The 25,515-nt window shown below is 65.5% G+C and carries 21 protein-coding genes and 2 pseudogenes; 11 read left to right on the top strand and 12 right to left on the bottom strand.

The window, feature by feature from the left end:
• Positions 1–102: 102 nt before the first annotated feature.
• The 4 genes from DIE02_RS23630 (at position 103) to DIE02_RS23615 (ending at position 4,374) form a co-directional block, all read left to right on the top strand.
• Positions 103–1,464 (top strand): MFS transporter, encoded by a 1,362-nt coding sequence (locus tag DIE02_RS23630; protein ID WP_124523632.1) that lies wholly within the window; start codon positions 103–105, stop codon positions 1,462–1,464.
• Positions 1,465–1,593: 129 nt separating this feature from the next.
• On the top strand, positions 1,594–2,523 hold the full coding sequence (locus DIE02_RS23625) for a LysR family transcriptional regulator (RefSeq protein WP_124523630.1): 930 nt from the start codon (positions 1,594–1,596) through the stop codon (positions 2,521–2,523).
• A gap of 170 nt (positions 2,524–2,693) precedes the next feature.
• A complete protein-coding gene (locus tag DIE02_RS23620) occupies positions 2,694–3,485 on the top strand; it encodes an enoyl-CoA hydratase/isomerase family protein (protein WP_124523628.1) in 792 nt (263 codons plus the stop codon).
• A gap of 136 nt (positions 3,486–3,621) precedes the next feature.
• A complete protein-coding gene (locus DIE02_RS23615; RefSeq protein ID WP_185641033.1) occupies positions 3,622–4,374 on the top strand; it encodes an SDR family NAD(P)-dependent oxidoreductase in 753 nt (250 codons plus the stop codon).
• Positions 4,375–4,512: 138 nt separating this feature from the next.
• Here the strand turns inward: DIE02_RS23615 and DIE02_RS36480 are convergent.
• Positions 4,513–4,641: pseudogene (locus DIE02_RS36480) on the bottom strand (IS3 family transposase); the annotation flags it as partial.
• Between the two features lie 86 nt (positions 4,642–4,727).
• Here DIE02_RS36480 and DIE02_RS23610 point away from each other — a divergent pair.
• A pseudogene (locus DIE02_RS23610) lies at positions 4,728–5,863 on the top strand (IS3 family transposase).
• Between the two features lie 174 nt (positions 5,864–6,037).
• Here DIE02_RS23610 and DIE02_RS23605 read toward each other — a convergent pair.
• The 5 genes from DIE02_RS23605 to DIE02_RS23585 all read right to left on the bottom strand — a co-directional run bounded on the left by DIE02_RS23605 (position 6,038) and on the right by DIE02_RS23585 (position 10,479).
• Positions 6,038–6,619 carry a DUF1016 N-terminal domain-containing protein gene (locus tag DIE02_RS23605; protein WP_260441525.1) on the bottom strand — a complete coding sequence of 194 codons (582 nt, stop codon included), beginning with the start codon at positions 6,617–6,619 and terminating at the stop codon, positions 6,038–6,040.
• Positions 6,616–6,894, bottom strand: coding sequence for an HU family DNA-binding protein (locus tag DIE02_RS23600; protein WP_059448531.1), 279 nt, complete (start codon positions 6,892–6,894; stop codon positions 6,616–6,618). Before DIE02_RS23600 ends, DIE02_RS23605 begins: the two co-directional genes overlap by 4 nt.
• A 689-nt stretch (positions 6,895–7,583) precedes the next feature.
• Complete coding sequence (locus DIE02_RS23595) at positions 7,584–7,943, bottom strand: helix-turn-helix domain-containing protein (RefSeq protein WP_124523626.1); 360 nt, start codon at positions 7,941–7,943, stop codon at positions 7,584–7,586.
• Between the two features lie 128 nt (positions 7,944–8,071).
• Complete coding sequence (locus DIE02_RS23590; RefSeq protein ID WP_062885880.1) at positions 8,072–8,929, bottom strand: hypothetical protein; 858 nt, start codon at positions 8,927–8,929, stop codon at positions 8,072–8,074.
• A gap of 182 nt (positions 8,930–9,111) precedes the next feature.
• On the bottom strand, positions 9,112–10,479 hold the full coding sequence (locus DIE02_RS23585) for a site-specific integrase (protein WP_059677999.1): 1,368 nt from the start codon (positions 10,477–10,479) through the stop codon (positions 9,112–9,114).
• A gap of 300 nt (positions 10,480–10,779) precedes the next feature.
• Between DIE02_RS23585 and msrB the strand changes: the two genes are divergently transcribed.
• The 4 genes from msrB (at position 10,780) to DIE02_RS23565 (ending at position 15,398) form a co-directional block, all read left to right on the top strand.
• Positions 10,780–11,310: a peptide-methionine (R)-S-oxide reductase MsrB gene (gene msrB / locus DIE02_RS23580; protein WP_124523624.1), complete on the top strand. Its 531-nt coding sequence runs from the start codon at positions 10,780–10,782 to the stop codon at positions 11,308–11,310.
• A 37-nt stretch (positions 11,311–11,347) separates the two neighbouring features.
• The gene (locus DIE02_RS23575; protein ID WP_124523622.1) at positions 11,348–13,219 is read left to right on the top strand and encodes a cytochrome c biogenesis protein DipZ; all 1,872 of its coding nucleotides are present in this window, start codon (positions 11,348–11,350) and stop codon (positions 13,217–13,219) included.
• A gap of 92 nt (positions 13,220–13,311) precedes the next feature.
• The gene (gene msrA / locus DIE02_RS23570) at positions 13,312–14,055 is read left to right on the top strand and encodes a peptide-methionine (S)-S-oxide reductase MsrA (RefSeq protein WP_124523620.1); all 744 of its coding nucleotides are present in this window, start codon (positions 13,312–13,314) and stop codon (positions 14,053–14,055) included.
• Between the two features lie 221 nt (positions 14,056–14,276).
• Positions 14,277–15,398 carry an aromatic ring-hydroxylating dioxygenase subunit alpha gene (locus DIE02_RS23565; RefSeq protein WP_124523618.1) on the top strand — a complete coding sequence of 374 codons (1,122 nt, stop codon included), beginning with the start codon at positions 14,277–14,279 and terminating at the stop codon, positions 15,396–15,398.
• Positions 15,399–15,463: 65 nt separating this feature from the next.
• Here the strand turns inward: DIE02_RS23565 and hydA are convergent, their stop codons facing one another.
• From hydA to DIE02_RS23540, 5 genes are all read right to left on the bottom strand, one after another.
• On the bottom strand, positions 15,464–16,921 hold the full coding sequence (gene hydA / locus DIE02_RS23560; RefSeq protein ID WP_124529793.1) for a dihydropyrimidinase: 1,458 nt from the start codon (positions 16,919–16,921) through the stop codon (positions 15,464–15,466).
• Between the two features lie 46 nt (positions 16,922–16,967).
• Positions 16,968–18,476, bottom strand: a complete 1,509-nt coding sequence (locus DIE02_RS23555) for an NCS1 family nucleobase:cation symporter-1 (RefSeq protein ID WP_124523616.1) — start codon at positions 18,474–18,476, stop codon at positions 16,968–16,970.
• Positions 18,477–18,575: 99 nt separating this feature from the next.
• Positions 18,576–19,892, bottom strand: coding sequence for an NAD-dependent dihydropyrimidine dehydrogenase subunit PreA (preA, locus tag DIE02_RS23550; RefSeq protein WP_124488510.1), 1,317 nt, complete (start codon positions 19,890–19,892; stop codon positions 18,576–18,578).
• A gap of 73 nt (positions 19,893–19,965) precedes the next feature.
• On the bottom strand, positions 19,966–21,303 hold the full coding sequence (locus DIE02_RS23545; protein ID WP_124523614.1) for an NAD(P)-dependent oxidoreductase: 1,338 nt from the start codon (positions 21,301–21,303) through the stop codon (positions 19,966–19,968).
• Between the two features lie 129 nt (positions 21,304–21,432).
• The gene (locus DIE02_RS23540) at positions 21,433–22,713 is read right to left on the bottom strand and encodes a Zn-dependent hydrolase (protein WP_044847208.1); all 1,281 of its coding nucleotides are present in this window, start codon (positions 22,711–22,713) and stop codon (positions 21,433–21,435) included.
• 25 nt (positions 22,714–22,738) lie between these two features.
• On the opposite strand from DIE02_RS23540, the gene DIE02_RS35630 reads away from it, so the two are divergent.
• The gene (locus tag DIE02_RS35630) at positions 22,739–22,945 is read left to right on the top strand and encodes a hypothetical protein (RefSeq protein WP_185640908.1); all 207 of its coding nucleotides are present in this window, start codon (positions 22,739–22,741) and stop codon (positions 22,943–22,945) included.
• 131 nt (positions 22,946–23,076) lie between these two features.
• Positions 23,077–23,775 (top strand): TetR/AcrR family transcriptional regulator, encoded by a 699-nt coding sequence (locus tag DIE02_RS23530; protein ID WP_124488508.1) that lies wholly within the window; start codon positions 23,077–23,079, stop codon positions 23,773–23,775.
• Between the two features lie 35 nt (positions 23,776–23,810).
• Here DIE02_RS23530 and betA read toward each other — a convergent pair whose 3' ends face one another.
• Complete coding sequence (gene betA / locus DIE02_RS23525) at positions 23,811–25,496, bottom strand: choline dehydrogenase (protein ID WP_124488507.1); 1,686 nt, start codon at positions 25,494–25,496, stop codon at positions 23,811–23,813.
• Positions 25,497–25,515 lie beyond the last annotated feature (19 nt).

Here is a 25,515-nt window from a genome sequence, read left to right as displayed (position 1 = left end):
GTGATGTAAAAAACCGGACAGGACGGCAGGGCGGCGTGGACCACGGCGAATGGCCAGCCCGCCCTTCCTGAAGTCCGTTCAAAACATAAAAGGAGACAAAGCATGCAGACCATTGACGTCAAGTCGTTCATCGATCAACGACCGCTCAAGCCTTTCCACGCAATTCTCTTTGCGCTGATGTTCGTGACCATCGTTCTCGATGGCCTCGACACCTCGGCGATGGGCCTGATCGCACCCGCCCTGATCAAGCAATGGGGTGTGACCAAAGCCGATCTGGCGCCGGTGCTCAGCGCCGCGCTGGTCGGTATCGGCATCGGCGCGATTTTCGGCGCGCCGCTTGCCGATCGCATCGGCCGTCGCGTCGTGCTCGTGACGTCGGTCGCCTTTTTCGGCGTGTTCTCGATCGCGGCGGGTTGCTCGACCAACGTGACCGAACTTATGTGGTCGCGTCTGCTGACCGGCGTCGGCCTCGGCGCCGCCATCCCGCTGTGTGCGACGCTCATGAACGAGTTTCTGCCGTCGCGCATGCGCTCGCGTGCCGTGAACTTCATGCTCTTCGGCTTCGCCGTGGGCGGCGGCATTACCGGGCCGCTGGCCAAATCGGTCATCCCGGTACATGGCTGGGAAGGCTATCTGATCATCGGCGGCATCGCCCCTGTCGTGGTTGCCGTGCTGCTCGCCTTCTTTCTGCCGGAATCGGTTCGATATCTGGCGGCGGCGGGCAAGGGCCAGGACAAGATCGCGAAAGCATTGAAGCGCATCGACCCGACGGCCGATTTCACCGACACGGTGTTCGTCGCCGATGTGGCGGCTGCAGTCGAAAAGCGCAAGTTTCCGGTCGCGGAACTGTTCTCCGACAAGCTGCGCGGCCCGACGCTGCTGCTTTGGGTTGCTTACATCTGCTCGACTATCACGCTGTACGTGCTGAGCATGTGGCTGCCGACCATTCTCCAGGGAGATGGCCGCACGCTCGCCCAGACCGCCGACACGATGATGTGGTTCAACTGGTGCTCGGGTATCGCCATCCTGCTGGGCGGCATATTGATGGACAAGTTCGGCCCGGTCCGCGTGATCTCGGCGTATTTCGCCATCTCGATGTTGATGGCGCTTCTGGTGTCGATCAGCGGTGCGCGCGGCGATACGTTGCTGACGCTGCTGATCATGGCGGCCATGACCAACAACGGCGCGTGCTCGTCGATGTCCACGCTCGCGACGCAAATGTATCCGACCAGCAGCCGCGCCACCGGCGCAGCGTGGGTGCTCGGCATGGGCCGCTTTGGGGGCATTGCCGGCACGTTCCTGGGCCCTGTTATGATCGGCCTGGGCTGGCCGTTGACGACCATCGTTGCATGGATCGCACTCCCCGCGGTGATCGCGTCGGTGTCGATCTTCTGCATCGGTTTCCGCATTCCTTCACTGCGGCATGGCTATGCAGGCTTGCCCGCAGGTGAAGCCGCCCACTAACGAGCCAGCGACTCCGAATACGACTCGGCAAAGCCGCTGCCAATGTGTAGCGGCTTTGTGTTTTTTGACTGGGGTAATCCCGTACCTACAATATCCCCGTTCATTGTCAACGGGGAATATGGAGACTTCGTGGACAGACTTCGTGCAATGGAATTTTTTCTTTCCATTTCCAGGAACAAGAGTTTTTCGGAAACTGCCCGCCAATTCGGCATCGCGCCGGCCTCCGTTTCGAGAATGGTTCTGGATCTCGAGAACGACTTGAAGGTCAAGCTGTTCACCCGCACGACCCGCTGCGTCACGCTGACCGAAGCGGGCATCGAGTACGCAAAACACGTCGAAGGCATTCTGCGGAGCATCGACGAAGCGCACCGAAGCATCTCGTCCATCACCTCGGCCCCGTCGGGCACGCTACGCGTGCATTCACGCGTCATGTTCGGCCTCGGCGTATTGCCGACCGTGATTACCGAATTCTCCAAGCTGTACCCGAGCATTCGGATTGAATTGACGCTGAGCGAAGCGCCGTCGGACCTGAACAAGGATCAAATCGATATCGACTTTCGGATTGCCCCGCCGATCGAATCCGGGATCAAGCGCCGGATTCTGTTCCGAAGCGAGCGCCATCTGGTGGTCTCCCCCGGTTACTTCATTGGCCGAAGCTCGGTCACGGCACCGGAAGAACTGAAGAACCATCAATGCATCGCTTACTCCATGCCGGGATCCGGTTATTCCTGGCGCTTCCGGAAAGACGGCGCCGAAATCGAAGTTCATTTTCAGCCCCGGCATGTCACCAATAACGGTATCGCACTGCTCGAATTCGCGCGCATGGGCGAAGGCATCGTTCTGCTCGACGACTACACCGTTCACAAGGATTTGATAAGCGGAAAACTGGTTCGCCTGCTTCCCGAGTATCAGGTCACCAACTCCAGCTTTGAAGACGGGATGTACGCGACGATTATCGACTCACCCGCGATCCCGACCAAGATCCGCCTGTTCCTGGACTTCGTGGCCTCCCGCGTGTCCGGTCCGGAACTCCGGTTCTCCGCGTACGAGTCGCCGTGAAGCAAATCGGTGTCGCCCGGCGCGACGCATGATAACGCTCCGATATCGCGCAGACTACCTGCTATTTCACGCAAATCAGAACGCGTTTTTGATTGAAAATCGTCCGACCGTGGGACAGTACAATCCCTGACAGCCCGATTAGAAAAATCCCTTCAGGAGACGACACGACCATGAGCGAAGCATGCAGCATAGACACCGACTCGGTCACCCTGGAAGTCGCCGACGGCGTGGCCCTCGTCACGCTGAATCGCCCCGAGGTCAAGAACGCGCTGTCGCGAGCCATGCGTCGCCGCCTCATTGCGGTATTTGACGAAATCAGCGCTCGCGACGACATTCGCTGCGCGGTGCTTACCGGTGCCGGCAATACCTTTTGTTCGGGTGCGGACCTCCGTGACCGCCCCGATCCCGATGTCCCCGGCGACTTCCTCGACCACAACCGCTGGACCCGCGAAACCGGCAACGCCGTCAAGGAATGCGCGAAGCCCGTGATCGCGGCTGTCAACGGTGCGGCCCTGGGCGCCGGCCTGGGTTTGATGGCTGCGTGCGACATCATGTACGCGAGCACAAACGCCGTATTCGCGATGCCTGAAATCAACGTCGGCTTGGCCGGCGGTGCGTCGATGCTGCGCACGCTGTTCGGTCGTTCGACCGTCCGTCGCATGTTCTTTACCGGCGACAAACTGACGGCTCAGGACCTTCTCCGTCGCAACGTGCTGGAAGACGTGCTGCCCGCCGATGCGCTTATGCCTCACGTGATGGAACTTGCCCGCCGCATCGCCGGCAAGTCGCCCATCGCGCTCATTCAGGCGAAGAAGGCCGCGAATTTCACCGATCAAATGCCACAGCGCGAAGCTTACCGTCACGAGCAGGACATCACGATGATGCTGTCCAGGACGGAAGACGCCAAGGAAGCGCGTATGGCATTCCTGGAAAAGCGTGAGCCGGTATTTAAGGGCCGCTAGGAAACGCTGTCGGAAATACCGTTTCCAGGCGCTTGCGTTTCCCGCAAGCCGGCGATGGCTTCGGTCCATGGGTCGTCGAGCGTGCTCGACCGCCGCGATGGAGCCGTTCTCAATACCTTTTTCGACGGAGATTGATATGCAACAGGATTTGGCCGGACGCTATGCGCTCGTGACCGGCGCTGGCGCGGGGATCGGCAAGGCGACGGCGCTTCGGCTCGCGGCTCGTGGTGCGGTCGTCGGCATCAACGATCTGAAGGCGGAACTCGTCGACGATACGGTCGCCGCCGTGATCGATGCCGGCGGCCGGGCGCTTCCGGTCGTGAAGAACGTGAGCACCCGCGAGGGCATGACTGAAGCAGTGAACGAAGTCCACGCCAAAGGCGGTCGCTTCGACATTCTGGTCAACAATGCGGCGTGGGTGCGCTACCAGTCGGTTGCGGACATCGCCCCCGAAACCATGGATCGAATGCTCGATATCGGCTTCAAGGCCGTGGTCTGGGGTATCCAGGCCGCTGCGGCAGTGATGAGCGAAGGCGGCGCCATCGTCAGCGTGGCATCGACCGCAGCGCTGCGTTCGGCCACCCACTCGATCGTGTATTCGGGCATCAAGTCAGGAATCCTCGGCATCACGCGCGCAGCAGCAGCCGAACTCGGAGCCCGCAAGATCCGCGTCAACGCGGTTTGCCCGTCCGCGGTGCCGACCGAAGGCACGCTACGCAACCGCAACGAAGAGCGCGACGCCAGGCGCGTGTCCACGACGCCGCTGGGCCGTCTGGGCGACGTCGATGACATCGCCAAGGCGATCGTGTATCTGGCATCGGACGATGCGGACTTCATTACCGCGCAATGGCTGGCTGTCGACGGCGGAATTACCTTCACGAATATTTGAGCTTCCCGAACTCGCTTCCCGAACCGTCGCTCTCGTCCCTGCGCAGTACGCTGGGACAGCCTGACAAGCTTTGACCTGCTCCCCGCGTTTAGTACGGTGACGGTGTAGAGTCCGTTCGAGAGTGACCCTGAACCAGAATTAGTCCCGGTCGGAAGTGGAGATTTCCGGCTTGGTTGAGTTGTCAGGCGAGGCGGATTCCCTTGCCTGACGGGCGAATTCTGCGGGTGTCATCCACTGCAATGCGGAGTGGGGACGAACCTCGTTATAGAGGTGGTCGCGCAAATTCGGACAGACGGGTAAGTGGAATGCCCGGGGCCTGAGTCAGCGATAATGCAGGCAAAGGAACCGGAAAGATGACGAAGAGAACCCGACGGACGCACTCAGCGGCGTTCAAAGCGAAAGTGGCCCTGGCGGCGGTCAAGGGCGAGCGCACGCTGGCCGAACTGGCGCAGCAGTTCGATGTGCACCCGAACCAGATCACGGAGTGGAAGCGGCAACTGCAGGAGCGTGCGGCGGATGTGTTCGGCGCGGCCGCTCCACCGTCGAGCGAGCCGCCGGTGGACGTGAAAACGCTGCACGCGAAAATCGGACAGTTGACGCTGGAGAACGATTTTTTGTCAGGAGCGCTCGGCAAAGCCGGACTGCTGAGCGCAAAGCGATGATTGACCGTACGCATGCGCTGCCGGTTTCGCGACAGACGCGACTGGTTGGCATCGCGAGATCGAGCGCGTATTACCGGGCGCAGCCAGTGAGCGAGGCGGACCAGTTGCTGATGCGGCGGATCGACGAACTGCACATGGAGTTTCCGTTTGCCGGAGCGCGGATGCTGGCGCGTCTGTTGCGCCGGGAAGGCTATGAGGTCGGCCGCCGCCGCGTGCGCACGCTGATGAAACGCATGGGCGTGGACGCGCTGTAATGCAAGCCGAACACGAGCCGACGCAATGCGCAGCACAAGATCTGGCCGTACCTGCTGCGCGGCATGAAAATCGCCCGGGCCAATCAGGCGTGGGCACTGGACACGACATACATTCCGATGGCGCGAGGCTTCGTGTACCCGACGGCAGTAGTGGATTGGTCAAGTCGCAAGGTGCTCTCGCACCGGGTGGCGATCACGCTGGAAGCAGTGCACGCCGTCGAGGCGCTCGAGGAAGCGTTCGCGCGCTACGGGCAGCCCGACATTGTGAACACCGATCAGGGCAGCCAATTCACGGCGAACGCGTTCACGGAAGCCGTATTGGTCCGAGGCATCCGGCTGTCGATGGACGGCAAGGGAAGCTGGCGCGACAACGTGTTCGTCGAACGGGTGTGGCGAAGCATCAAGTACGAAGAGGTCTACCTGAAAGCGTACGAGTCGGTCAGCCATGCCCGGCGCTCCATCGGCGAGTACATCAACTTGTACAACCGGAAACGGCCCCATTCGAGCCTGGCGGATCGGACGCCGGATGAGGCATACTTCGCGACGCTGCCTGCGATCAAATCGGCAGCATGATTGCCTCGGACGTTCCACTTAAAAATCTCAGAAAACTGTCCGAACGAGTGAGGCCACCTCTCTTTGACGATACAACTACACACGCCGTGACTCGCTTCCTTGAGTTTCTACGTAGAAACTGTCGACTACGAGGCCCACACACGGATCACGCATTGGCTGCGCCAGCTCGCAGATTTATCCGTGCACATCAACCGCCGGCGTATTCGCCGCGACAGGCAGAAAACGTTCAGCATCAGTCCGATTCGATCGGCAAGTTAAAGGAAGGCATGCCAACATGCTGCACCTGCTCCAGCGCTTCAAGATAGCGATGGACCAGGGCAACGGAAAAGCCTGAGCGATAGCATTCAGCTCAAACGCCACGCCCGGCGACGCCTTCACCGCCGCCTTGGTTGATTTTGCAGACGCTGTCGGGACAATCCGGGCGGGCGTGGATTGTGCAGACAGTGTCTGCAGAATCCGATCCGCAGGCCACGTCAAGTAAAAAGCGCGCATCTGTGCGAGATTGCGCCATCCGAAGCCGCGACCGAATCGCTCTGACAGATCGACGCCCAAACGGCAGATCACCGCCTCGCCATAAGCGGCCCGTCCCTCCCCGCCCTGCTCGAACTCAACGATTCGTCGCCCGATCTCCCAATAGGTCGCCGTCATCAGGGCGTTCACCGTGCGAGCCGTCGCTTCGCGCGCCGACGCAACTACATCAGCAATTTCACGGTGCAGTCCCGCATAAGCGGCCTGCCCGACATCACGCTGCGTCACAGTGCATTCACCACGTCCTTGAACGCCTTGCCGGCGGTGAACTTCACAGTATTCGCGGCCGGGATGGCAATCTCCGCGCCCGTCGTCGGATTACGTCCCGTGCGGGCAGTGCGCTGCCCCTGCGAAAACGCGCCGAAACCGATCAGCTGTACCGATTCCCCGCGACTCACCGCGTCCGTGATCGCGTCCAGGACCGCCTGGACGGTTTTGCTCGCGTCGGTTTTGCTGACGCCCGCGCCCGCTGCGACCGCGTCAATGAGTTCCTGCTTGTTCATGAACAGCCTCGGCAACAAAGTCAAAGCTGCACCCTACCTCATCCCGCTGCACACACGCAAATCGCTGGCCTCCGCCCCACCACTGCCTGCGGCGGGCAGCCCACCAATGAACTCCGGCTTACACCTGTCGCAGCCACGCTCGCCCAGAGCAATCGCGAACGTTTTCCGCCCGGCCCGCGCTCACACAACCAGCGGGCCGGTGCGGGTGTCATCACTCGCGCTGACTACGTGGTCCGGCTTCCGGTGTCGCACAACCTGACTGTTGCTCCAGCCGAATCTGCCCGGCCGACCTGCGCAGACTACGGCGTCGGTTCGTGCCGCGTCTCCTGCCTCCCCTCTGCCCGCCACCGGCACCCGGGCCTCGACGCAACTTCAGTCGTGTGAGCACGACGAGCCTGAGCGTTCGCTCGATGTCCCGAAATGAAGGGTAACATAGCCCTTACTATGTTCCCCTTCCCCGCCGGCCCTCGGAATTGCTCGCTTCAGTAGCCCGACAGTTTCACTCGGACAACCACGCACAACCTCCCTCGATTCCTAAAGTTTCTATGTAGAAACTGCCGATGCCCGCCAGCGACATGCTTTAAGTAGGCGCGCTACCCGCGCCACGGTACGGTTCGCCCGCGCTGGCAGTGCAAGTGCAATCTCGTTTGAGTCACTCGCCAACGGACAAGGTGTCGGGCCCCAATAAACTATCCGGGATAGATCATGGGAAGATCCATCTGCACCCATTCACCATCATTGCGAAGCGCCGCCGCACGCGGTGCGGTGGAGAGCAGCACGTAGTCACCGACCGCGTGCGTCACGCCACTTTCACTCGCACGGGCGACCGTTACGGTTGCGATTTGATACCCGCGTTTACGCAGCTCGCACACACGTGCACGAGGATCGAGGATGTCGAGGAAGCGCATTGCCTCCACGGTAGTAACACGACCGAAAGCAGAGAAAGCCTGAAGCAAGCGTTCGCGCTGCCGGCTCGCACTATTGCCAGGTTGTCGAGCCAAAATCACCCTCAGTGCCGTCGCCATCGTAGTTGCATCAACTCGTGCCATGCTTTTCCTTCTAGTTGTGAGCATGGACACAATGTTCGCCTAGCATCCCGCAAACCCTGCTACGTCAATCTCTCCGCTCGGGAGGGGGAAAGCGTCCGGAAGAAATTGATGTCAAAAGCCTAGGTAATTCATCCGGCCGGCTGTTCAAGCTGTACGGGCGCGATGCCAAACTCGTCTGCGAGCTCCATCAATGTCGCCACCGTGACGGTTGCGGCAGTCGGATCGGTGAGCGACCGGAGCAACCGCAACGCCTCTGCGATTTTCTCGCCATCTGACCTACTGTCGCCCCCAATCAACGGAGTCGATACTGGATTCACGCTGACCCGGCTGATCAGATGGTGAGTCGCATTTTCGCTGGCGATACCCGCCACTCTTTCGGAAGCGGCCTGAGCGGCAATCGTCGACCTCACAGCGGGTGTGAGAATCGAGCGAATCGTGCGATCGCTCGTCTCCTCCCAAGCAAGAACCGTAGCCACCATCAGAAATTTCGTCGGGAAACTTGAGCTAAGCACGTACAACGAACGGGCAAGGTGGAGAACAAATGCCCGTCGATCTCCCAGCGGCAACCGGCCCGCCGATCGCGGCGGCACGCGAGAAGGTGCGGCACAAATACGGCTAAGTGGTTCGCGAAAAGCCGGATCCGTCCGATCGCCGATGACCCATGACCCGGCCGAATCAAGGTCCGCCTCAAAGGCAGAAGCCGAAGCCTGCAGCTTTCTGACCTGGGCAACAGTCGGAGCCAGTTCAGCCTCTTGCCCCTCGACGCACGCCAAATACGCTCTCGCGACCGCCTCGGCCACCTTCACTCCGAATACCGTCGACTGCGTCATGGGCGTCGCGTCGAAAAAGGTGCGGCTATCGCGATCGTCGCGCAAGTAGCGACACCAATTGTCGGCTGCCCTTTTTTGCGGCTGCGTGGCCAAGAACGCTTGTGCACGCTCGATTGTATCTGCGAGCGTTTGATTATCGATGGCGAGGACGGTCACGGGTTGCTCCCGATTCTTATTACGGTTCGATCAAGGCTGAATGCCGTCGATTGTAGCCTGCGGAGTCGCCGCCCCCCAGCAACCGCGGACGTCGGAGTGCCGACGACGGACTTATAACCGTGATAAGTCGTATTATCAGGGTTACATCTTCCTCCTTCCCTCTGCGGAGATGCCCTCTCCGATTAGGGCGAGAACAGAAAACGTACGTTTTCCGTACCCGTGCCAACTAGTACCGACAGGCGGTCACCCCATCGCCGCCAAGCGTCGCGCATCTGCGCGTCATAATCGAACTGCAGATAGATCCGATCAAGCGGATCGTTTCGTGCGTGGTTCAGACATCGATGCACGATGCTTTCCGGAATGCCCAGCGATTGCATCATCGTTGCGCACGTCCGACGCAAGTCGTGACATTTCCATTGCCCCCCCGGGACAGTGAGCGCATCGGTTGCCCTCGTGCGACCCTCGGTCGGCGCATCCTTTGGGCGTTGCCGATTACGGATAGCCCCGCAGGTCGTATGGATGCTGACGTGCGGCAGCTTACCCTTTTCCGACGGGAACACATAATCGCGCCGTGCGTCGCCCTCCGGCACGCCGGCGCGCACGACCTGCTGCGCCGCAAACTGCGCGAGGACGAAATCGGAAAGGTGAATTGTGATCGCCGTGTTCGACTTCGTGTGTTCCTTTGGGATGGTCCACGTCCGTGCCTTGAAGTCAAGATCGGTCCATCGCGTCAGGACTGTTTCGCCGACGCGCGTTCCGCAAGCGAGCATCACCCATACCGCTGACGCAATGGAGCATGGAAGCCGAGCGGCCGGAATCAGTTCACCGAGCATGCAGATTTCGTCGTCCGTAAGCGTCCGATCGCGTTCGTTGCCACGCACCGGATCGTAATCGCCTGAAACAACATCCTCTTTTGCAAGCGCAAGCACATCGCAATCGATCAACAAGCGCTTCCACGGCTGATTACGCTCGCCCCATCGAATCATTTGTTGGATGGTTATCAGCATCTCGACCGCTTGGCGGTTGTATCCCACATCGGAAATCGCGGTAAGCAGCGGCAGAACGTTCGACGCAAACACGCCTGCGATCCGGTGAGCACGAAGAGTCGGCAGCACATGCTTTTCCATCGCAGCTCGAAGCGACTTACCGCCATCCTTTCGGCCTTTCTTGCCGCGCTTCTTGTTGACCGTCGCGAACCACGCATCGAATAAGTCGCCGAATGTGAGGTCCGCCGTCACCGCTTGTTCAACCTTGGCCTGGCGTTCACGCTTCTTCGCTTCGAGGTAGTCCACGCCGTCGCGCGCGTGTGAACGAATCGTCGCAGCCGCTGCGCGCGCATCCTCTAGCGATAACTGCGCATCGGTCGTCGAGCGCGCCCACGTCTTGCCGAGCGGCTTATCGCATTGCTTGCCATTGATACTGACGCGAACAAACCAAGATTTCCCGCCGGCCGGCCCCACGCGCAGGAACAGTCCACGCCCATCCGACAGGAAATACCGCTTTCCGGTCGCCTTCGCAGCTTCGATTTGCCTGACCGTCAATGCCCCCATGATCGCCCTCCATCGATATCGTGATCCGATCGGCCCGCGCATCCTCAGCAGAGCCTACCCCACGCCACGAACACTAAAAAGACACTAAAAAGTTGCGGCTCGTGCGGGATTTCCGCGGAATTGGGCGGACCACCGATTCCCCGCAAACCCTTATCCGACGCGGCTCAGACGGATTTCGTCGGACTTGGCCGGATCACCCGGAAAATAATCACAATTCATTTAACTTTCCGTGAGGACTTCGACACCGCCCGCCACCTACTCTGTGCGCATGTTTTCAGGACCTGCTTCCAGGAGCCCATCATGCCCACCCGCAGACATCTGCTGTTCGCCGGCGCGACCGGCCTTGCGGCACTCGCGGCGCTGTCGTCGACGGGCCGCCGTGCGCTGGTCGGCCGCGCGTTCGCCGCGCCGCCCGCCGCCGGACCGACGGCCGCCCCGTTCGAGATCACCCGCAGCGACGCCGAATGGCACCGCCGCCTCACGCCCGCCCAATACACGGTGCTGCGCGACGCCGGCACCGAGCCGCCGTACAGCAGCCCGCTGAACGGCGAGCACCGCCACGGCACGTTCGCGTGCGCCGGCTGCGACCTCGCGCTGTTCTCGTCGGACACCAAGTTCGACAGCCACACCGGCTGGCCGAGCTTCTGGAAGCCGCTCGACCACGCGGTCGCGACCGCGCTCGATCCGTCGTACGGGATGTCGCGCACCGAAGTGCACTGCCGCCGCTGCGGCGGCCATCTCGGCCACGTGTTCGACGACGGCCCGCCGCCCACCGGCCTGCGCTACTGCATGAACGGGCTCGCGCTCGCCTTCCACCCGGCCGCCGCCTGACGGGCCGCCGCCTTCCTGAACGACCGGAGACCGCTCCATGCTGCTCATCGTCCTTGCCTATCTCGGCGGCGTGCTCACGATCCTGAGCCCGTGCATCCTGCCCGTGCTGCCGTTCGTGTTCGCGCGCGCCGACCAGCCGTTCGTGCGTTCCGGCCTGCCGCTGCTGATCGGCATGGCGCTCACGTTCGCCGTCGTCGCGACGCTCGCCGCCGTCGGCGGCGGCTGGGTCGCGCAGGCCAACCAGGCCGGCCGCTGGCTCGCCATCGTGCTGCTCGCGGTGTTCGGCCTGACGCTGCTGCTGCCGCGCTTCGCCGAGCACCTGACGCGCCCGCTCGTCGCGGCCGGCAACCGCCTCACCGGGTTCGCGCAGCGCGACGGCCGCCCGGCCGGCCCCGCGTCTTCGCTGCTGCTCGGCGTCGCGACCGGCCTGCTGTGGGCCCCGTGCGCGGGTCCGATCCTCGGGCTCGTGCTGACCGGCGCCGCGCTGCGCGGCGCGAGCGTCGGCACGACGTTGCTGCTGGTTGCGTATGCGGCCGGCGCGGCGACGTCGCTCGGCGTCGCGCTCGTGATCGGCGGCAAGGTGTTCGCCGCGATGAAGCGCTCGCTCGGCGCCGGCGAATGGATCAAGCGCGGGATCGGCGCGGCGCTGCTGGCCGGCGTCGGCGCGATCGCGCTCGGCCTCGACACGGGGGCGCTCGCGCAGTTGTCGACCGTCACGACGGGCGGCCTCGAGACGAAGCTCGTCGACCGGCTCGGCGGCCGCTCGCATGGCGCGCCGGCGGCGACGTCCGCGACCAGCGATACCGCCGGCGGCAACGGTGCCGCGCCCGACAGCGCAATGATGGCCGCGACGTCCGGTGATGCACCGGCGGCCGGCGCCGCGATGATGCGCACCGCCGGCACGACCCCGGCGCCGCAGGCACCGGCCGCGCTGCCCGTCGAAGGCACGCTGCCGTCGCTCGACGGCGCCGCGCAGTGGCTGAATTCGCCGCCGCTGAGCGCGGCCGGCCTGCGCGGCAAGGTCGTGCTCGTCGATTTCTGGACGTATTCGTGCATCAACTGCCTGCGCACGCTGCCGTACACGACCGCCTGGGCGCGCAAGTACGCGCCGTACGGCCTCGTCGTGATCGGCGTGCACGCACCGGAGTTCGCGTTCGAGCGCGACATCGGCAACGTGAAGAAGGCCGTGCACGACCTGGGCATCGACTACCCGGTCGCGATCGACAACGGTTATGCGATCTGGCGCGCGTTCGGCAACGAATACTGGCCCGCGCACTACTTCGTCGACGCGCAAGGGCGGATCCGCCACCACCACTTCGGCGAAGGCGAATACGCGCAGTCGGAACGCGCGATCCAGTCGCTGCTCGCCGAAGCCGGCCACCCGGAAGCGCTGAACGTGCCGCTCGGGCTCGCCGGCGCACCCGCGAAGGGCGCGCTCGCGGCGGCCGACAGCGCGGACGTCCGCTCGCCCGAAACCTACGTCGGCTATGCGCGCGCGGACGACTTCACGTCGCCGGGCGGTGTCGTGCGCGACGCGGCACACCGTTACGACGCGCCCGCGCATCCCGACCTGAACGACTGGGGCCTCGCCGGCACATGGCAAGTCGGCGCCGAGCGCGCGACGCTCGCCGCGCCGGTCGGCCGGATCGTCTACCGCTTCCATGCGCGCGACCTGCACCTCGTGCTCGGCCCGGGCGCGAACGGCAGGCCGGTGCGCTTTCGCGTGACGCTCGACGGCGCGGCGCCCGGCGCGGCACACGGCACGGACGTCGACGCGCAGGGCTACGGCACCGTCACCGGCCAGCGCCTGTACCAGCTCGTCCGGCAACCGGGCGCGATCGCCGACCGCACGTTCTCGATCGAGTTTCTCGATGCCGGCGTCGATGCCTATGCGTTTACGTTCGGCTGAACGCGCACGCAGTGGCGGACGCCGTCACGCGCGCCGCCTGCCGTCCACCTCGCGTCCACCTTATTCCGTCCCGCATTTCGAAGGAGCAACTCATGATTCCGACATCCACTCGCGATTCCGCACCGCGGCGGCGGGCGGCCATGCTGCGCCGCATCGGCGCGATCGCCATCGCGGCCGCCGCCGTGTTTGGCTACCAGCGCGTCGTCAGTTCCGCGGAACCGATGCGCTCCGTGCCCGCGCCGACGCTCGACGAAACCCCGGGCGCCTCCCACGAGGAAACGGCCGTGCTCGCCGGCGGCTGCTTCTGGGGCGTGCAGGGCGTGTTCGAGCACGTGAAGGGCGTGAAGCAGGTCACGGCCGGCTACGCGGGCGGCGCCTCCGAAACCGCGCACTACGCGCTGGTCGGCAGCGGGCTGACGGGCCATGCGGAATCGGTGCGCATCGTCTACGACCCGACGCAGGTCACCTACGGCCGGTTGCTGCAGGTGTTCTTCTCGGTCGCGCACGACCCGACCGAACTCAACCGTCAGGGGCCCGACGAAGGGCCGCAATACCGCTCCGCGATCTTCCCGACCACCGCGCAGCAGCGCGCGGTCGCGACCGCCTACATCGCGCAGCTGGGCACCGCGCACACGTTCCCGGCGCCCGTCGTCACGCGCGTCGAGCCGTACAAGGGCTTCTATCCGGCGGAGGCGTATCACCAGAACTACCTCGAGCTGCATCCCGACGCGCCGTACATCGCGTTCAACGACCTGCCGAAGGTCGCCGGGCTGAAGCAGCGCTTTCCGGCGCTGTACCGCGCCGACGCGGTGCTGTGGCGCGACGCCGGCCTGTGAGGGACCGCCGGCGCCGCGGCGGCCGGTGTGCGCGCTGACCCGGCCGGCCCGCGCCGCCGGCCGCGTTTGCGCTGCGTCAACGAAACGCATGCTGTCCGGGCCGGGCAAACCCGCATCGGGTCAGCTTCGCGGGCAAACTTCGCGTAGACTTCTCCAGATCAGTCCCCCGCCGCGCACCGCGCGGCGCTCGGAACTCTCCAGCCAGCCAGGAGGCGTCACGCATGCGCGCAGTGCCTTTGTCTGACAGCAGTGCTCTCGAAGAACCGTCCAGTGGCTCGGTCGTGCGCGACCTGCGCCGCGTGCCCATCCATCCCGATCACTGGTATCCGCTCGCGTGGTCGCGCGAACTCAAGCGCGGCAAGACGCTCGGCGTGCGCTTCGCCGGCGATCCGATCGTGCTCGTGCGCACCGAATCCGGCGCCGTCTACGCGCTCGAAGATCGTTGCGCGCACCGCCAGGTGCCGCTGCATGCGGGCGTCGTGAGCGGCGAAACGCTGCGCTGCTGCTACCACGGCTGGACCTACGCGTGCGACAGCGGCCGCTGTGTCGACGTGCCGTACCTCGGCCGCGAGCGCCTGCCCAACGGCGTGCGCGCGTATCCGTGCCGCGAGGCGCACGGGCTGATCTTCGTGTTCCCCGGCGACGCGACGCTCGCGGACGAACGCCCGTTCCCCGCGCTGGAATCGGCGGACGATCCCGCGTACAAGACGCGCCGCTTCGGTCGCGAGGTCAAGTGCCACTACTCGTTCATGCACGAGAACCTGATGGACATGAACCATCAGTTCCTGCATCGCAAGCAGATGGGACAGATGCGCGCACGCAGCGTCGGCCGCCGGCGCGGCGACGACTGGGTCGAGGTCGACTACACGTTCGCACGCATGGAAGGCAAGCAGCCGGTCGGCGAGGCGCTCGTGTTCGGCGCCAGCAAGAAACCGACCGACCAGGCCGACAAGAGCGTGATGACGGTGCGCACGGGCTACCCGTACCAGACGCTGCAGATCCGCTCGAGCGAAGGCACGCTCGTGATGGACCTGTGGATCGTCTACGTGCCGCTCGACGCGCAACAGCGCACCAACCGCACGTTCGGACTGCTGTCGATCCACAAGCCGGGCATTCCGTTCGCGCTCGATCTCGCGTGGCCGCTGCTCGTCTGGTTCACCGAGCGGATCTTCCGCGAGGATCGCTGGATCGTCGAGCGCGAGCAGGAAGCGCACGACCGGCAAGGCGCCGACTGGAACCACGAGGTGTTTCCGGTCATCAACGAACTGCGCGACCTGCTGCGCCAGTGCGGCGCGCGCACCGTGATTCCGATCCACGAGGCAAACACGGGCGACGCGCGCTGATTGCGCAGCGCGCGTGCCCGTTTCGAACCCGTTGCGAACCGGCCTCGAGCCGGTTTCGTGCGCGTTCAGCCGGCGCGCTCGACCGGATGCGGCTCGCGCAGCCGGTTCGCGATGCGCGCGGCCTCGTAGTAGCCGGCCGCGGGCGGCCGCTTCAGGTAACGGCCCGCACCGCGCACCGCACGCAGCTCGCCGTCGGCCCACGCGAGCGCGCCGCGCGTGAGCGTGTGGGTCGCGACGCCCTGCACCGTCATTCCTTCGAACACGTTGAAGTCGACCTGCTGGTGATGGGTCTTCACCGAGATCGTCTTCGTCGCGGCCGGGTCCCATACGACCAGGTCGGCATCGGCGCCGACCTGCACCGCCCCCTTGCGCGGATACAGGTTGAAGATCTGCGCGGCGTTCGTCGACGTGATCCGCACGAACTCGTTCGGCGTGATGCGGCCTTGATTCACGCCGTGATGCCACAGCACCGACATGCGGTCCTCGACGCCGCCGCAGCCGTTCGGGATCTTCGTGAAGTCCTCGCGGCCCATCGCCTTCTGCGACGCGCAGAACACGCAGTGATCGGTCGCCGTCGTCTGCAGCTGGCCGGCCTGCAGCCCGCGCCACAGCGCCTCGCGATGCGCGGCCGAGCGGAACGGCGGGCTCATCACGTGCGCGGCCGCACGCGTCCAGTCCGGGTCGCGATACACGGCCTCGTCGATCACCAGATGGCCCGGCAGCACTTCGCCGAACACGCGCAGCCCCTCGCTGCGCGCGCGCGTGATCGCATCGACCGCGTCCTTCGACGACACGTGCACGATATACACCGGCACGCCGAGCACCTGCGCGATGCGGATCGCACGGTTCGCGGCCTCGCCTTCGACCTCCGGCGGGCGCGACAGCGGATGCGCCTCCGGCCCCGTCATCCCGCGCGCGAGCAGCGCCTTCTGCAACTGGAACACGAGCTCGCCGTTCTCCGCGTGCACGGTCGGCAGCGCGCCGAGTTCGAGCGAACGCGAGAAGCTGTTCGCGAGCACCTCGTCGTCGGCCATGATCGCGTTCTTGTACGCCATGAAGTGCTTGAAGCTCGACACGCCGTGCTCGCGTACGAGCGTGCCCATGTCGCGGTGCACCGATTCGTCCCACCACGTGACGGCCACGTGGAAGCCGTAGTCGGCGGCCGCCTTCTCGGCCCAGCCGCGCCATTCGTGAAACGCGTCCATCAGCGGCTGCTTCGGGCTCGGGATCACGAAGTCGATGATGCTCGTCGTGCCGCCCGAGAGCCCCGCGGCCGTACCCGAATAGAAATCGTCGCTGGCCGTCGTGCCCATGAACGGCAGTTCCATGTGCGTATGCGGATCGATGCCGCCCGGCATCACGTACTGGTCGTGCGCATCGACCACCGTCGCGCCGGCCGGCGCGTCGATCGTCTCGGCGATCTGCAGGATCGTGCCGCCGTCCTGCGGGTCGGCACACAGTACGTCCGCGCGATAGGTGCGGTCCGCATCGACCACGGTGCCGCCGCGAATCAGGATTGCCATGTCGTTGCCTCCTCGTTGACTGTCGGGTGCCGCATGCGTTCGCGCATCACGCGTTCGCGATCTGCGCGCGCTGCGCCGCACGCCACTTCATCCAGGTGCCGTACACGCCGGACGCCAGCACGAGGCCGACGAACCACGCATACGTGTAAAGCGTGTTGAAGAACGCCGGCACGTTCGGAAACGACGCCGGGAACGCGGTGTGCAGGAAGCCGGGCAGGTTCGGCAGCACGCCGACGGCGAGCGCCGCCAGTGCGGCCGGGTTCCAGCCGCGCGCATAGCTGAAGTCGCCGCGCTCGTCGAACAGCGCGCGCGTGTCGAGCCGCGTGCCGCGAATCAGGAAGTAGTCGACCATCAGGATGCCCGCGACCGGCCCGAGCAGCGCCGAATAGCCGACGAGCCAGGTGAAGATATAGCCGTCCGTCGTTGCGAGGATCTTCCACGGCATCATCACGATCGCGATCGTCGCGGTGATCATCCCGCCGGCGCGATACGAGATCGCCTTCGGCCACAGGCTCGAGAAATCGTATGCGGGGCCGACGAGGTTCGCCGCGAGGTTGCAGCACATCGTGTCGAGCGTGAGGATCACGAGCGCGATGCCCACGCCGATGCCGGTCATCCGGCTCGTCAGGTCGATCGGATCCCAGATCGCGTTGCCGTAGATCACGACGGTGGCCGACGTCACGACGACCGACACCACCGACAGCAGCGCCATCGGCAGCGGCAACCCGATCGACTGCCCGATCATCTGGTCGCGCTGCGAATGCGCGAAGCGCGTGAAGTCGGGAATGTTCAACGCGAGCGTCGCCCAGAAGCCGACCATCGCGGTCAGGCCCGGCCAGAACGTCGCCCAGAACAGCCCGGCCTTCTTGCCGCCCGCGACGAACTGCGACGGCGCCGACAGCATCGAGCCGACGCCGCCCGCCTGCGACGTCGCCCACCACACGAGCGCGACGCACATCACGACCTTGATCGGCGCGGACCAGCTTTCGAGCCAGCGGATCGAATCGGTGCCGTGCAGGATGAAGTACAGCTGCAGCGCCCAGAACACGATGAAGCACGCGAGCTGCCCGAGCGAGATGCCGACGAGCGGCAGCGCGGCGCCGTGCAGCGCGTTGCCGGTTAGGATGTTCAGCAGCGTGTAGATCGCGCTGCCGCCGAGCCACGTCTGGATGCCGTACCAGCCGCACGCGACGATCGCGCGCAACAGCGCGGGCAGCTTCGCGCCCTGCGTGCCGAACGACGCCCGCACGAGCACCGCGTACGGAATCCCGTGCTTCGCACCCGCATGACCGATCAACAGCATCGGCACGAGCACGATCAGGTTGCCGAGCAGCACCGTCAGCACCGCCTGCCACGGCGACATGCCTTCCTGGATCAGCCCGGCCGCGAGCATGTACGACGCGATGTTCATCACCATCCCGACCCACAGCGCCGCGAAGTGATACCAGCGCCACGTGCGCTGCGCCGCCGTCGTCGGCGCGAGGTCGTCGTTGTACAGGCTGCCGGCCGGCGCCGCGGCGCTGTCGGGTTCGGCGGGAATCGCTGCTGGTTTCATCGAATGCGCTCCACGTAAACGTCGACGCCGGCATCGTGCGATGCCGGCAGAACAGGACACAAGCGGCAGCGCGGGCGATACCGCGCCGCCGGACGTCGGTCAGGCCGCCTTCGCGTGCTTCTCGTGTTTCGCGGGTTCCGCCGGGCTCGCACCCGCATCAGCCCGCGCCGGGTTGTTCGGATGCGTGGTCCAGTTCGCGTAGTCGCCCGCATCGACCCGCTCCATCGTGATGCATTGCTCGACCGGACACACATGCATGCAAAGATTGCACCCGACGCACGCCGCGTCCACCACTTCGAAATGCCGCACGCCGTCCTTCAATGCGGTGATCGCCTGGTGCGACGTGTCCTCGCATGCGATATGGCACAGCCCGCACTGGATGCAGCGGTCCTGGTCGATGCGCGCCTTGATGTCGTACTTCAGGTTCAGGTATTTCCAGTCGGTGACGTTCGGTACCGCGCGGCCGCGTATGTCGTCGAGCGTCGCGTAGCCCTTCTCGTCCATCCAGTTCGACAGCCCGTCGACGAGATCCGACACGATCCGGAATCCGTAATGCATCGCGGCGGTGCACACCTGCACGCTGCCGGCGCCGAGCACCATGAACTCGGCCGCGTCGCGCCACGACGAAATCCCGCCGATGCCGGAGATCGGCAGGTTGGGCGTCTCCGGGTCGCGCGCGATCTCGGCGACCATGTTCAGCGCGATCGGCTTGACCGCCGGGCCGCAATAGCCGCCATGCGTGCCCTTGCCGTCGACGGTCGGCATCGGCGCCATCTGGTCGAGGTCCACCGCGACGATCGAGTTGATCGTGTTGATCAGCGACACGCCGTCCGCGCCGCCCTTGTACGCGGCGCGCGAGCCCATCCGGATGTCGCTGATGTTCGGCGTGAGCTTCACGAGACACGGCAGCTTCGTGCCTTCCTTGACCCAGCGCGTGACCATCTCGACGTATTCCGGCACCTGGCCGACCGCCGCACCCATCCCGCGCTCGCTCATCCCGTGCGGGCAGCCGAAGTTCAGCTCGACCGCATCGGCGCCCGTATCCTCGACGAGCGGCAGGATCCATTTCCAGTCGCGCTCGTTGCACGGCACCATCAGCGACACGATCAGCGCGCGGTCGGGCCAGTCGCGCTTCACCTGCGCGATCTCCTTCAGGTTCACGTCGAGCGGCCGGTCGGTGATCAGCTCGATGTTGTTCAGCCCGGCGATCCGCTGGCCGTTCCACTGCACCGCGCCGTAGCGCGAGCTGACGTTGACGACGTGCGGATCGAGCCCGAGCGTCTTCCACACGACGCCGCCCCAGCCCGCCTCGAATGCGCGGTTGACGTTGTATGCCTTGTCGGTCGGCGGCGCGGAGGCCAGCCAGAACGGATTCGGCGAAGTGATGCCTGCGATGGTGCAGCGAAGATCGGCCATGTTCGGCTCCGTGTCGGTGAGAGCGTTTATCGTGGTGCGCGCGGGGTCCGCGGTGCAGGTGCGTATCGCGCGCTCACGCGGCCCGGGCGTCGCGCTGCGCGAGCGCCGCGTCGATCGCGGCCGCCGCGCGCTTGCCGTCCTGCACGGCCTGCACCGTCAGGTCGATGCCGCCCGTCGCCGCGCAATCGCCGCCGGCCCACACGTCGGGCAAGGCCGTGCGCCCGTCCGCGTCGACCGCGATGCGCGACCCGTCCTCGGTCAGCAGCGTGGCCGCGACACCGTCCGGCACCAGCGTCTGGCCGATCGCCTTCAGCACCATGTCCGCGTCGACGGTGAAGCGCTCACCCGACGCGGCCTCGAATTCGACGCCCGTCACGTGCCCGTTCGCGCCCGCGATGCGCACCGGTTTTGCGTGCGTGACGAGCGTGACGCCGCACTTCTGCGCGAATTCGCGTTCGGCCCAGGTCGCGCTCATCGCGTCCGCGCCGCGCCGGTACACCATCGTCACGCGCTGCGCGCCGAGCTTGCGGCTCTGCACGGACGCGTCGATCGCCGTATTGCCGCCGCCGATCACGACCACGCGCCGCCCGACCGGCACGTTCTCCAGCGCGTCGGCCTGGCGCACCTGCTCGATGAAGTCGACCGCGTTCATCACGCCGGTCAATTGCTCGCCGTCGATCGCGAGCGTGCGCACGCCGCCGAGGCCCATCGCGAGAAACACCGCGTCGTGCCGCTCGCGCAGCGCGTCGAGCGTCACGTCGCGGCCGAGCGCGACGCCCGTCTCCAGCGCGATGCCGCCGACCGACAGCAACCACTCGACTTCGCGCTGCGCGAAATCGTCGACGGTCTTGTACGCGGCGATCCCGTATTCGTTCAGGCCGCCCGCCTTCGGTCGCGCATCGAACAGCGTGACGCGATGCCCGGCGAGCGCGAGCCGGTGCGCGCACGCGAGCCCGGCCGGCCCCGCGCCGACCACCGCGACGTGCCGCCCCGTATCGGGCGCACGCGTGAAGCGCACCGCGCCGCTCGCCATCGCCCAGTCGGTCGCATGCCGCTGCAGCGCGCCGATCGCGACCGGCTGCGCATCCTGGTGATTGCGCACGCACGCGCCTTCGCACAGGATCTCGGTCGGGCACACGCGTGCGCACATCCCGCCGAGCGGATTCGCGGACAGGATGTCGGTCGCGGCGCCCTTCAGGTTGCCGTTGCCGATCTTGCGGATGAAGCCCGGGATGTCGATCTGCGTCGGGCAGGCCTGCACGCACGGCGCGTCGTAGCAGTAGTGGCAGCGGCTCGCGGCGGCCGCGGCGGCAGTCGGATCGAGCAGCGGCGCGATATCGGCGAATTCGCACGAGAGTTGCGTGGACGACAGGCGATGCGCGGCGATATCGCCGGTTGGCTGGGTGGTCATACGCGTTCCTTCGACTGGGTGGAGACAAAGCCGTCCCCGCCGGCTGCGAATGCACAGTCGGGGCGGTCATGCTTTGGAATGCCAATGTCACGCAGTGCGCAGCCTGCCGGCCGCGCTATATCCCGTCCGTCATGAAGCCGGCTCGCAGGCACGCGACAGCATCGCGTGCAGCAGCACGTTCGCGCCGGCCTCGATCCACGCAGGCGTCGCGTCCTCGATCTCGTTGTGGCTGATGCCGTCGACGCAGGGTACGAACACCATCGACGTCGGCGCCACCTGCGCCAGGTAGCACGCGTCGTGCCCCGCACCCGACACGATGTCGCGATGCGAGTAGCCGAAGCGCTCGGCCGCGTCGCGCACGGCCGCCACGCAGGCCGGATCGAACGCGACGGGCTCGTAGTAGAAAATCTGCTCGAGCTCGGTTTCGAGCCCGATCTCGCCCGCGATGCGCGCGACGCCGTCGCGCAGCGCGGCGTCCATCTTCGCGAGCACGGCGTCGTCCGGATGACGGAAATCGACGGTGAAGAACACGCGGCCCGGGATCACGTTGCGCGAGTTCGGGTGAACCTGCATCATCCCGACCGTCGCGCAGCCGAACGGCGCGTGATCGAGGCCGATCCGGTTGACGAGGTCCACCACGCGCGACGCCCCGAGCAGCGCGTCGCGGCGGCGTGGCATCGGCGTCGGCCCCGCGTGCGCTTCCTGGCCGGTGAACGTGATCTCGTACCAGCGCTGCCCCTGCGCGTCCGTCACGACGCCGATCGTCTTGCACTCGGCCTCGAGAATCGGCCCCTGCTCGATATGCAGCTCGAACGCCGCGTGCAGCTTGCGGCCGCCGCACGGCACGTCGCCCGCGTAGCCGATGCGCGCGAGTTCCTCGCCGATCGTCTTGCCGTCGACGTCCTTGCGCGACAGCCCGTACTCGAGCGTAAACACGCCGGCGAACACGCCCGACGCCACCATCGCCGGCGCGAAGCGCGAGCCTTCCTCGTTGGTCCAGATCACGACCTCGACCGGGTGTTCGGTCTCGATGCCGCGATCGTTCAGAGTGCGAATCACTTCGAGACCGCCGAGCACGCCGTAGATGCCGTCGAAGCGGCCGCCCGTCGGCTGCGAGTCCGCGTGCGACCCGGTGACGACCGGCGCCGCGTCGGCCACGCGGCCCGCGCGGCGCATGAACACGTTGCCCATCGTATCGACCGTCACCGCGCAGCCGGCGGCTTTCGCCCAGCCGACGATCAGGTCGCGGCCGGCCTTGTCGAGATCGGTCAGCGCGAGGCGGCAGACGCCGCCTTTCGGCGTGGCGCCGATCTTCGCGACCTCCATCAGGCTGTCCCACAACCGCCTGCCGTCGACCTTGATCGACGTGTCGAATCCTGCCCGCTTCACTGTTTCCGATACCGTGTCCATTCGTATCGCTCCTGTGGGGTCGGTCATGCCGTCATCCCGGCCGATGCCGGTGCGCGCATTGCAGCCGTCGGGGCAAACCCGCACCTGCGAGGTGCAGATGCGCATCGTTCGCGCGATTCGTCCGATCAAACGGCGTCAGGGTTGGCACTACGTTCCGCCGCTCGTCGAATCCTGTCCGATTGGACAGGTTTTAGACGATCAAAATGCGCAGCGCAATGTCTTTCTTGCGTAAATCGATCGAGCGAGAAACGTGCCACCGCATCGCAGCACCGCGCGTGCCGATGTGGGCCAGCGCGTGCGTTCGATGCGAACCAGCGGCTAGAATGAAGCCCAACGCGGCATGCATGCCGCGCGAGGGCAACGATGAGACATGACCAGGCGGCCGCCGACACCATCGGCGACGACGAAACGGGCACGCCTTTGCGGCGACGCAAGGCACACATCCGCGAGTCCAACGAAGCGCATCTGCTGGCCTGCGCGGAAGCCGTGTTCGCGGAGCGCGGGCTCGACGGCGCGAGCACCGCGATGATCGCGGAGCGCGCGGGCCTGCCGAAGGCGAACCTGCATTACTACTTCCCGACGAAGCTTGCGCTGTACCGCCGTGTGCTCGACGACCTGTTCGAAGACTGGCACCGCGCGGCCGGATCGTTCGAGACCGGCGACGATCCGGTCGAAGCGATCGCCAGCTACGTGCGCGCGAAGATGGATCTGTCGCGACGGCGCCCGCTCGGCTCGAAGGTCTGGGCGAACGAGATCATCCACGGCGCCGCGCACATGCAGGACATCCTGTCGGAGCGCGTGAAGCCGTGGTTCGACACGCGCGTGAAGGTGATCGAAGGCTGGATCGCGCGCGGCCTGCTCGCGCCGATCGATCCGCACGCATTGATGTACCTGATCTGGGCGACCACCCAGCACTATGCGGATTTCGATGCGCAGATCCGCGCGCTGAGCGGCAAGCGCGCGCTCACGCAGAAGGCTTTCGCCGAGACGACCGAAGAGGTCGTGCAGCTCGTGATCCGCGCGTGCGGCGCGGTGTCGCCGGAGGCGGCGCGCGATCGGTGACGTGACCGCCGAACGCGCGCCGCCGTGCGCCGCGCTTAAGCGGCCACCTTGCGCTTGGGAACGCCCGTGCGCTGCTGCGCTTCCCAGTTCTCGACGAAGCCGACCGACGCATCGGACGGCGCGAGCGTCTTCCGCCCGCGCACCAGATCGGCCGCCCGCTCAGCCAGCATGATGGTCGGCGCGTTCAGGTTCCCGTTCGGCTCGGTCGGAAACACCGACGAATCGATGACGCGCAGGCCCTGAACGCCGCGCACGCGCAATTCCGAATCCACCACGGCCATCGCGTCCTCGCCCATCCGGCACGAGCCGCACGGATGCATCGTGCTTTCCATGTTGGCACGCACGAACGCATCGATCTCGTCGTCCGTCGTCACGTCCGGGCCGGGTGCCAGCTCCACGCCGCGGAAGCGATCCATGGCCGGCTGCCCGACGATCTCGCGCGTGAGGCGCACGCAGCGACGGAACCCCTCGCGATCTTCCTCGCGGTCGAGATAGTTGAACCGGATCTCCGGATGCTCGTACGGATCGGCGGAGCGAACCCGAACGTGCCCGCGGCTCTTGGGCTTGTTCGGCCCCGTGAGCACCATGAAGCCGTGCCCCTTGTACGGCTTGTCGCCGTCGTAACGCATCGCCGCCGGCAGGAAGTGGAACTGGATGTCGGGCCAGCGCAGCCCTGCTTCGGAACGGATGAACCCGCCTGCCTCGAAATGGTTGCTGGCACCCAACCCGTCCTTGAACAGCAGCCAGCGCAGGCCGATCATCGCCTTGCCGAGCAGCCCCATCTTGCCGTTGAGCGACACCGGCTCCTTGCACTCGTATTGAATGTAGATTTCCGAGTGATCCTGAAGATTCTCGCCGACGCCCGGCAGGTCGTGCACGACCTCGATCCCTGCCTTGTTCAACACGTCGGCCGGCCCGATCCCCGAGCGCTGCAGCAGATGCGGCGAGCCGATCGGCCCCGACGACACCAGCACTTCGCGCGTGCAGCGTACCGTGTGCTGGACGCCGCCCTGCTCGTAGACCACGCCGACCGCGCGCTTGCCTTCCATCACGATCCGGCGCGTCATCGCATGGGTGAGAACGGTCAGGTTGGGTCGCCGCATCGCCGGGCGCAGGTACGCGTTCGCGGTCGACCACCGAACGCCGTTCTTGACCGTCATGTGCATCGCGCCGAACCCTTCCTGCATGTAGCCGTTGCAATCGTCGGTCTTGATGTAGCCGGCCTCGGCCCCCGCTTCCACCCATGCGCCGTACAGCGGGTTCTGCATGTTGTTGCCGTTGTTGGTGCTCAGCGGGCCGTCCGCGCCGCGATATTCGTCGCCGCCGAACTTGTAGCTCTCGGCCTTGCGGAAATACGGCAGGCAGTTGCGGTATCCCCAGTCGCGCGCGCCGAGCGATTCCCATTCGTCGAAATCGCACGCATGCCCGCGAATGTAGACCAGGCCGTTGATCGACGACGAGCCGCCGAGCACCTTGCCGCGCGGGCAATGCAGGCGGCGTCCGTCCAGGTTCCGTTCCGGCGCCGTCTCGTAGTGCCAGTTGAACCGCTTCGTGTTCATCGGCATCGAGAACGCGCTCGGCATCTGGATGATCACGCTGCGATCGCTTCCGCCGTACTCCAGAACCAGCACGCTGACGTTCGAATCCTCGGTCAGGCGGTTCGCCAGCACGCATCCCGCCGACCCGGCGCCCACAATGATGTAGTCGTAGTATTTAGTCATCTTGATTATCCTGCTCGAT

This window comes from Burkholderia sp. Bp8991, assembly GCF_003853795.1.
In the GTDB taxonomy this organism is placed as follows: domain Bacteria; phylum Pseudomonadota; class Gammaproteobacteria; order Burkholderiales; family Burkholderiaceae; genus Burkholderia.
Note: the sequence above shows the minus strand (reverse complement) of the source record. Positions and strands in the feature narration are given on the sequence as shown.

Excerpts from the sequence above, each read along its gene's own strand:
- DIE02_RS23545 (WP_124523614.1), bottom strand. The coding sequence starts at position 21,303 with ATGACCACCCAGCCAACCGGCGATATCGCCGCGCATCGCCTGTCGTCC.
- DIE02_RS23600 (WP_059448531.1), bottom strand. The coding sequence starts at position 6,894 with ATGAACAAGCAGGAACTCATTGACGCGGTCGCAGCGGGCGCGGGCGTC.
- DIE02_RS23585 (WP_059677999.1), bottom strand. The coding sequence starts at position 10,479 with ATGGGGGCATTGACGGTCAGGCAAATCGAAGCTGCGAAGGCGACCGGA.
- DIE02_RS23595 (WP_124523626.1), bottom strand. The coding sequence starts at position 7,943 with ATGGCACGAGTTGATGCAACTACGATGGCGACGGCACTGAGGGTGATT.
- DIE02_RS23615 (WP_185641033.1), top strand. The coding sequence starts at position 3,622 with ATGCAACAGGATTTGGCCGGACGCTATGCGCTCGTGACCGGCGCTGGC.
- DIE02_RS23630 (WP_124523632.1), top strand. The coding sequence starts at position 103 with ATGCAGACCATTGACGTCAAGTCGTTCATCGATCAACGACCGCTCAAG.
- DIE02_RS23575 (WP_124523622.1), top strand. The coding sequence starts at position 11,348 with ATGCTGCTCATCGTCCTTGCCTATCTCGGCGGCGTGCTCACGATCCTG.
- DIE02_RS23565 (WP_124523618.1), top strand. The coding sequence starts at position 14,277 with ATGCGCGCAGTGCCTTTGTCTGACAGCAGTGCTCTCGAAGAACCGTCC.
- DIE02_RS23555 (WP_124523616.1), bottom strand. The coding sequence starts at position 18,476 with ATGAAACCAGCAGCGATTCCCGCCGAACCCGACAGCGCCGCGGCGCCG.
- betA (WP_124488507.1), bottom strand. The coding sequence starts at position 25,496 with ATGACTAAATACTACGACTACATCATTGTGGGCGCCGGGTCGGCGGGA.
- msrA (WP_124523620.1), top strand. The coding sequence starts at position 13,312 with ATGATTCCGACATCCACTCGCGATTCCGCACCGCGGCGGCGGGCGGCC.
- DIE02_RS23530 (WP_124488508.1), top strand. The coding sequence starts at position 23,077 with ATGAGACATGACCAGGCGGCCGCCGACACCATCGGCGACGACGAAACG.
- preA (WP_124488510.1), bottom strand. The coding sequence starts at position 19,892 with ATGGCCGATCTTCGCTGCACCATCGCAGGCATCACTTCGCCGAATCCG.
- DIE02_RS23620 (WP_124523628.1), top strand. The coding sequence starts at position 2,694 with ATGAGCGAAGCATGCAGCATAGACACCGACTCGGTCACCCTGGAAGTC.
- DIE02_RS35630 (WP_185640908.1), top strand. The coding sequence starts at position 22,739 with ATGCCGTCATCCCGGCCGATGCCGGTGCGCGCATTGCAGCCGTCGGGG.
- DIE02_RS23540 (WP_044847208.1), bottom strand. The coding sequence starts at position 22,713 with ATGGACACGGTATCGGAAACAGTGAAGCGGGCAGGATTCGACACGTCG.
- msrB (WP_124523624.1), top strand. The coding sequence starts at position 10,780 with ATGCCCACCCGCAGACATCTGCTGTTCGCCGGCGCGACCGGCCTTGCG.
- hydA (WP_124529793.1), bottom strand. The coding sequence starts at position 16,921 with ATGGCAATCCTGATTCGCGGCGGCACCGTGGTCGATGCGGACCGCACC.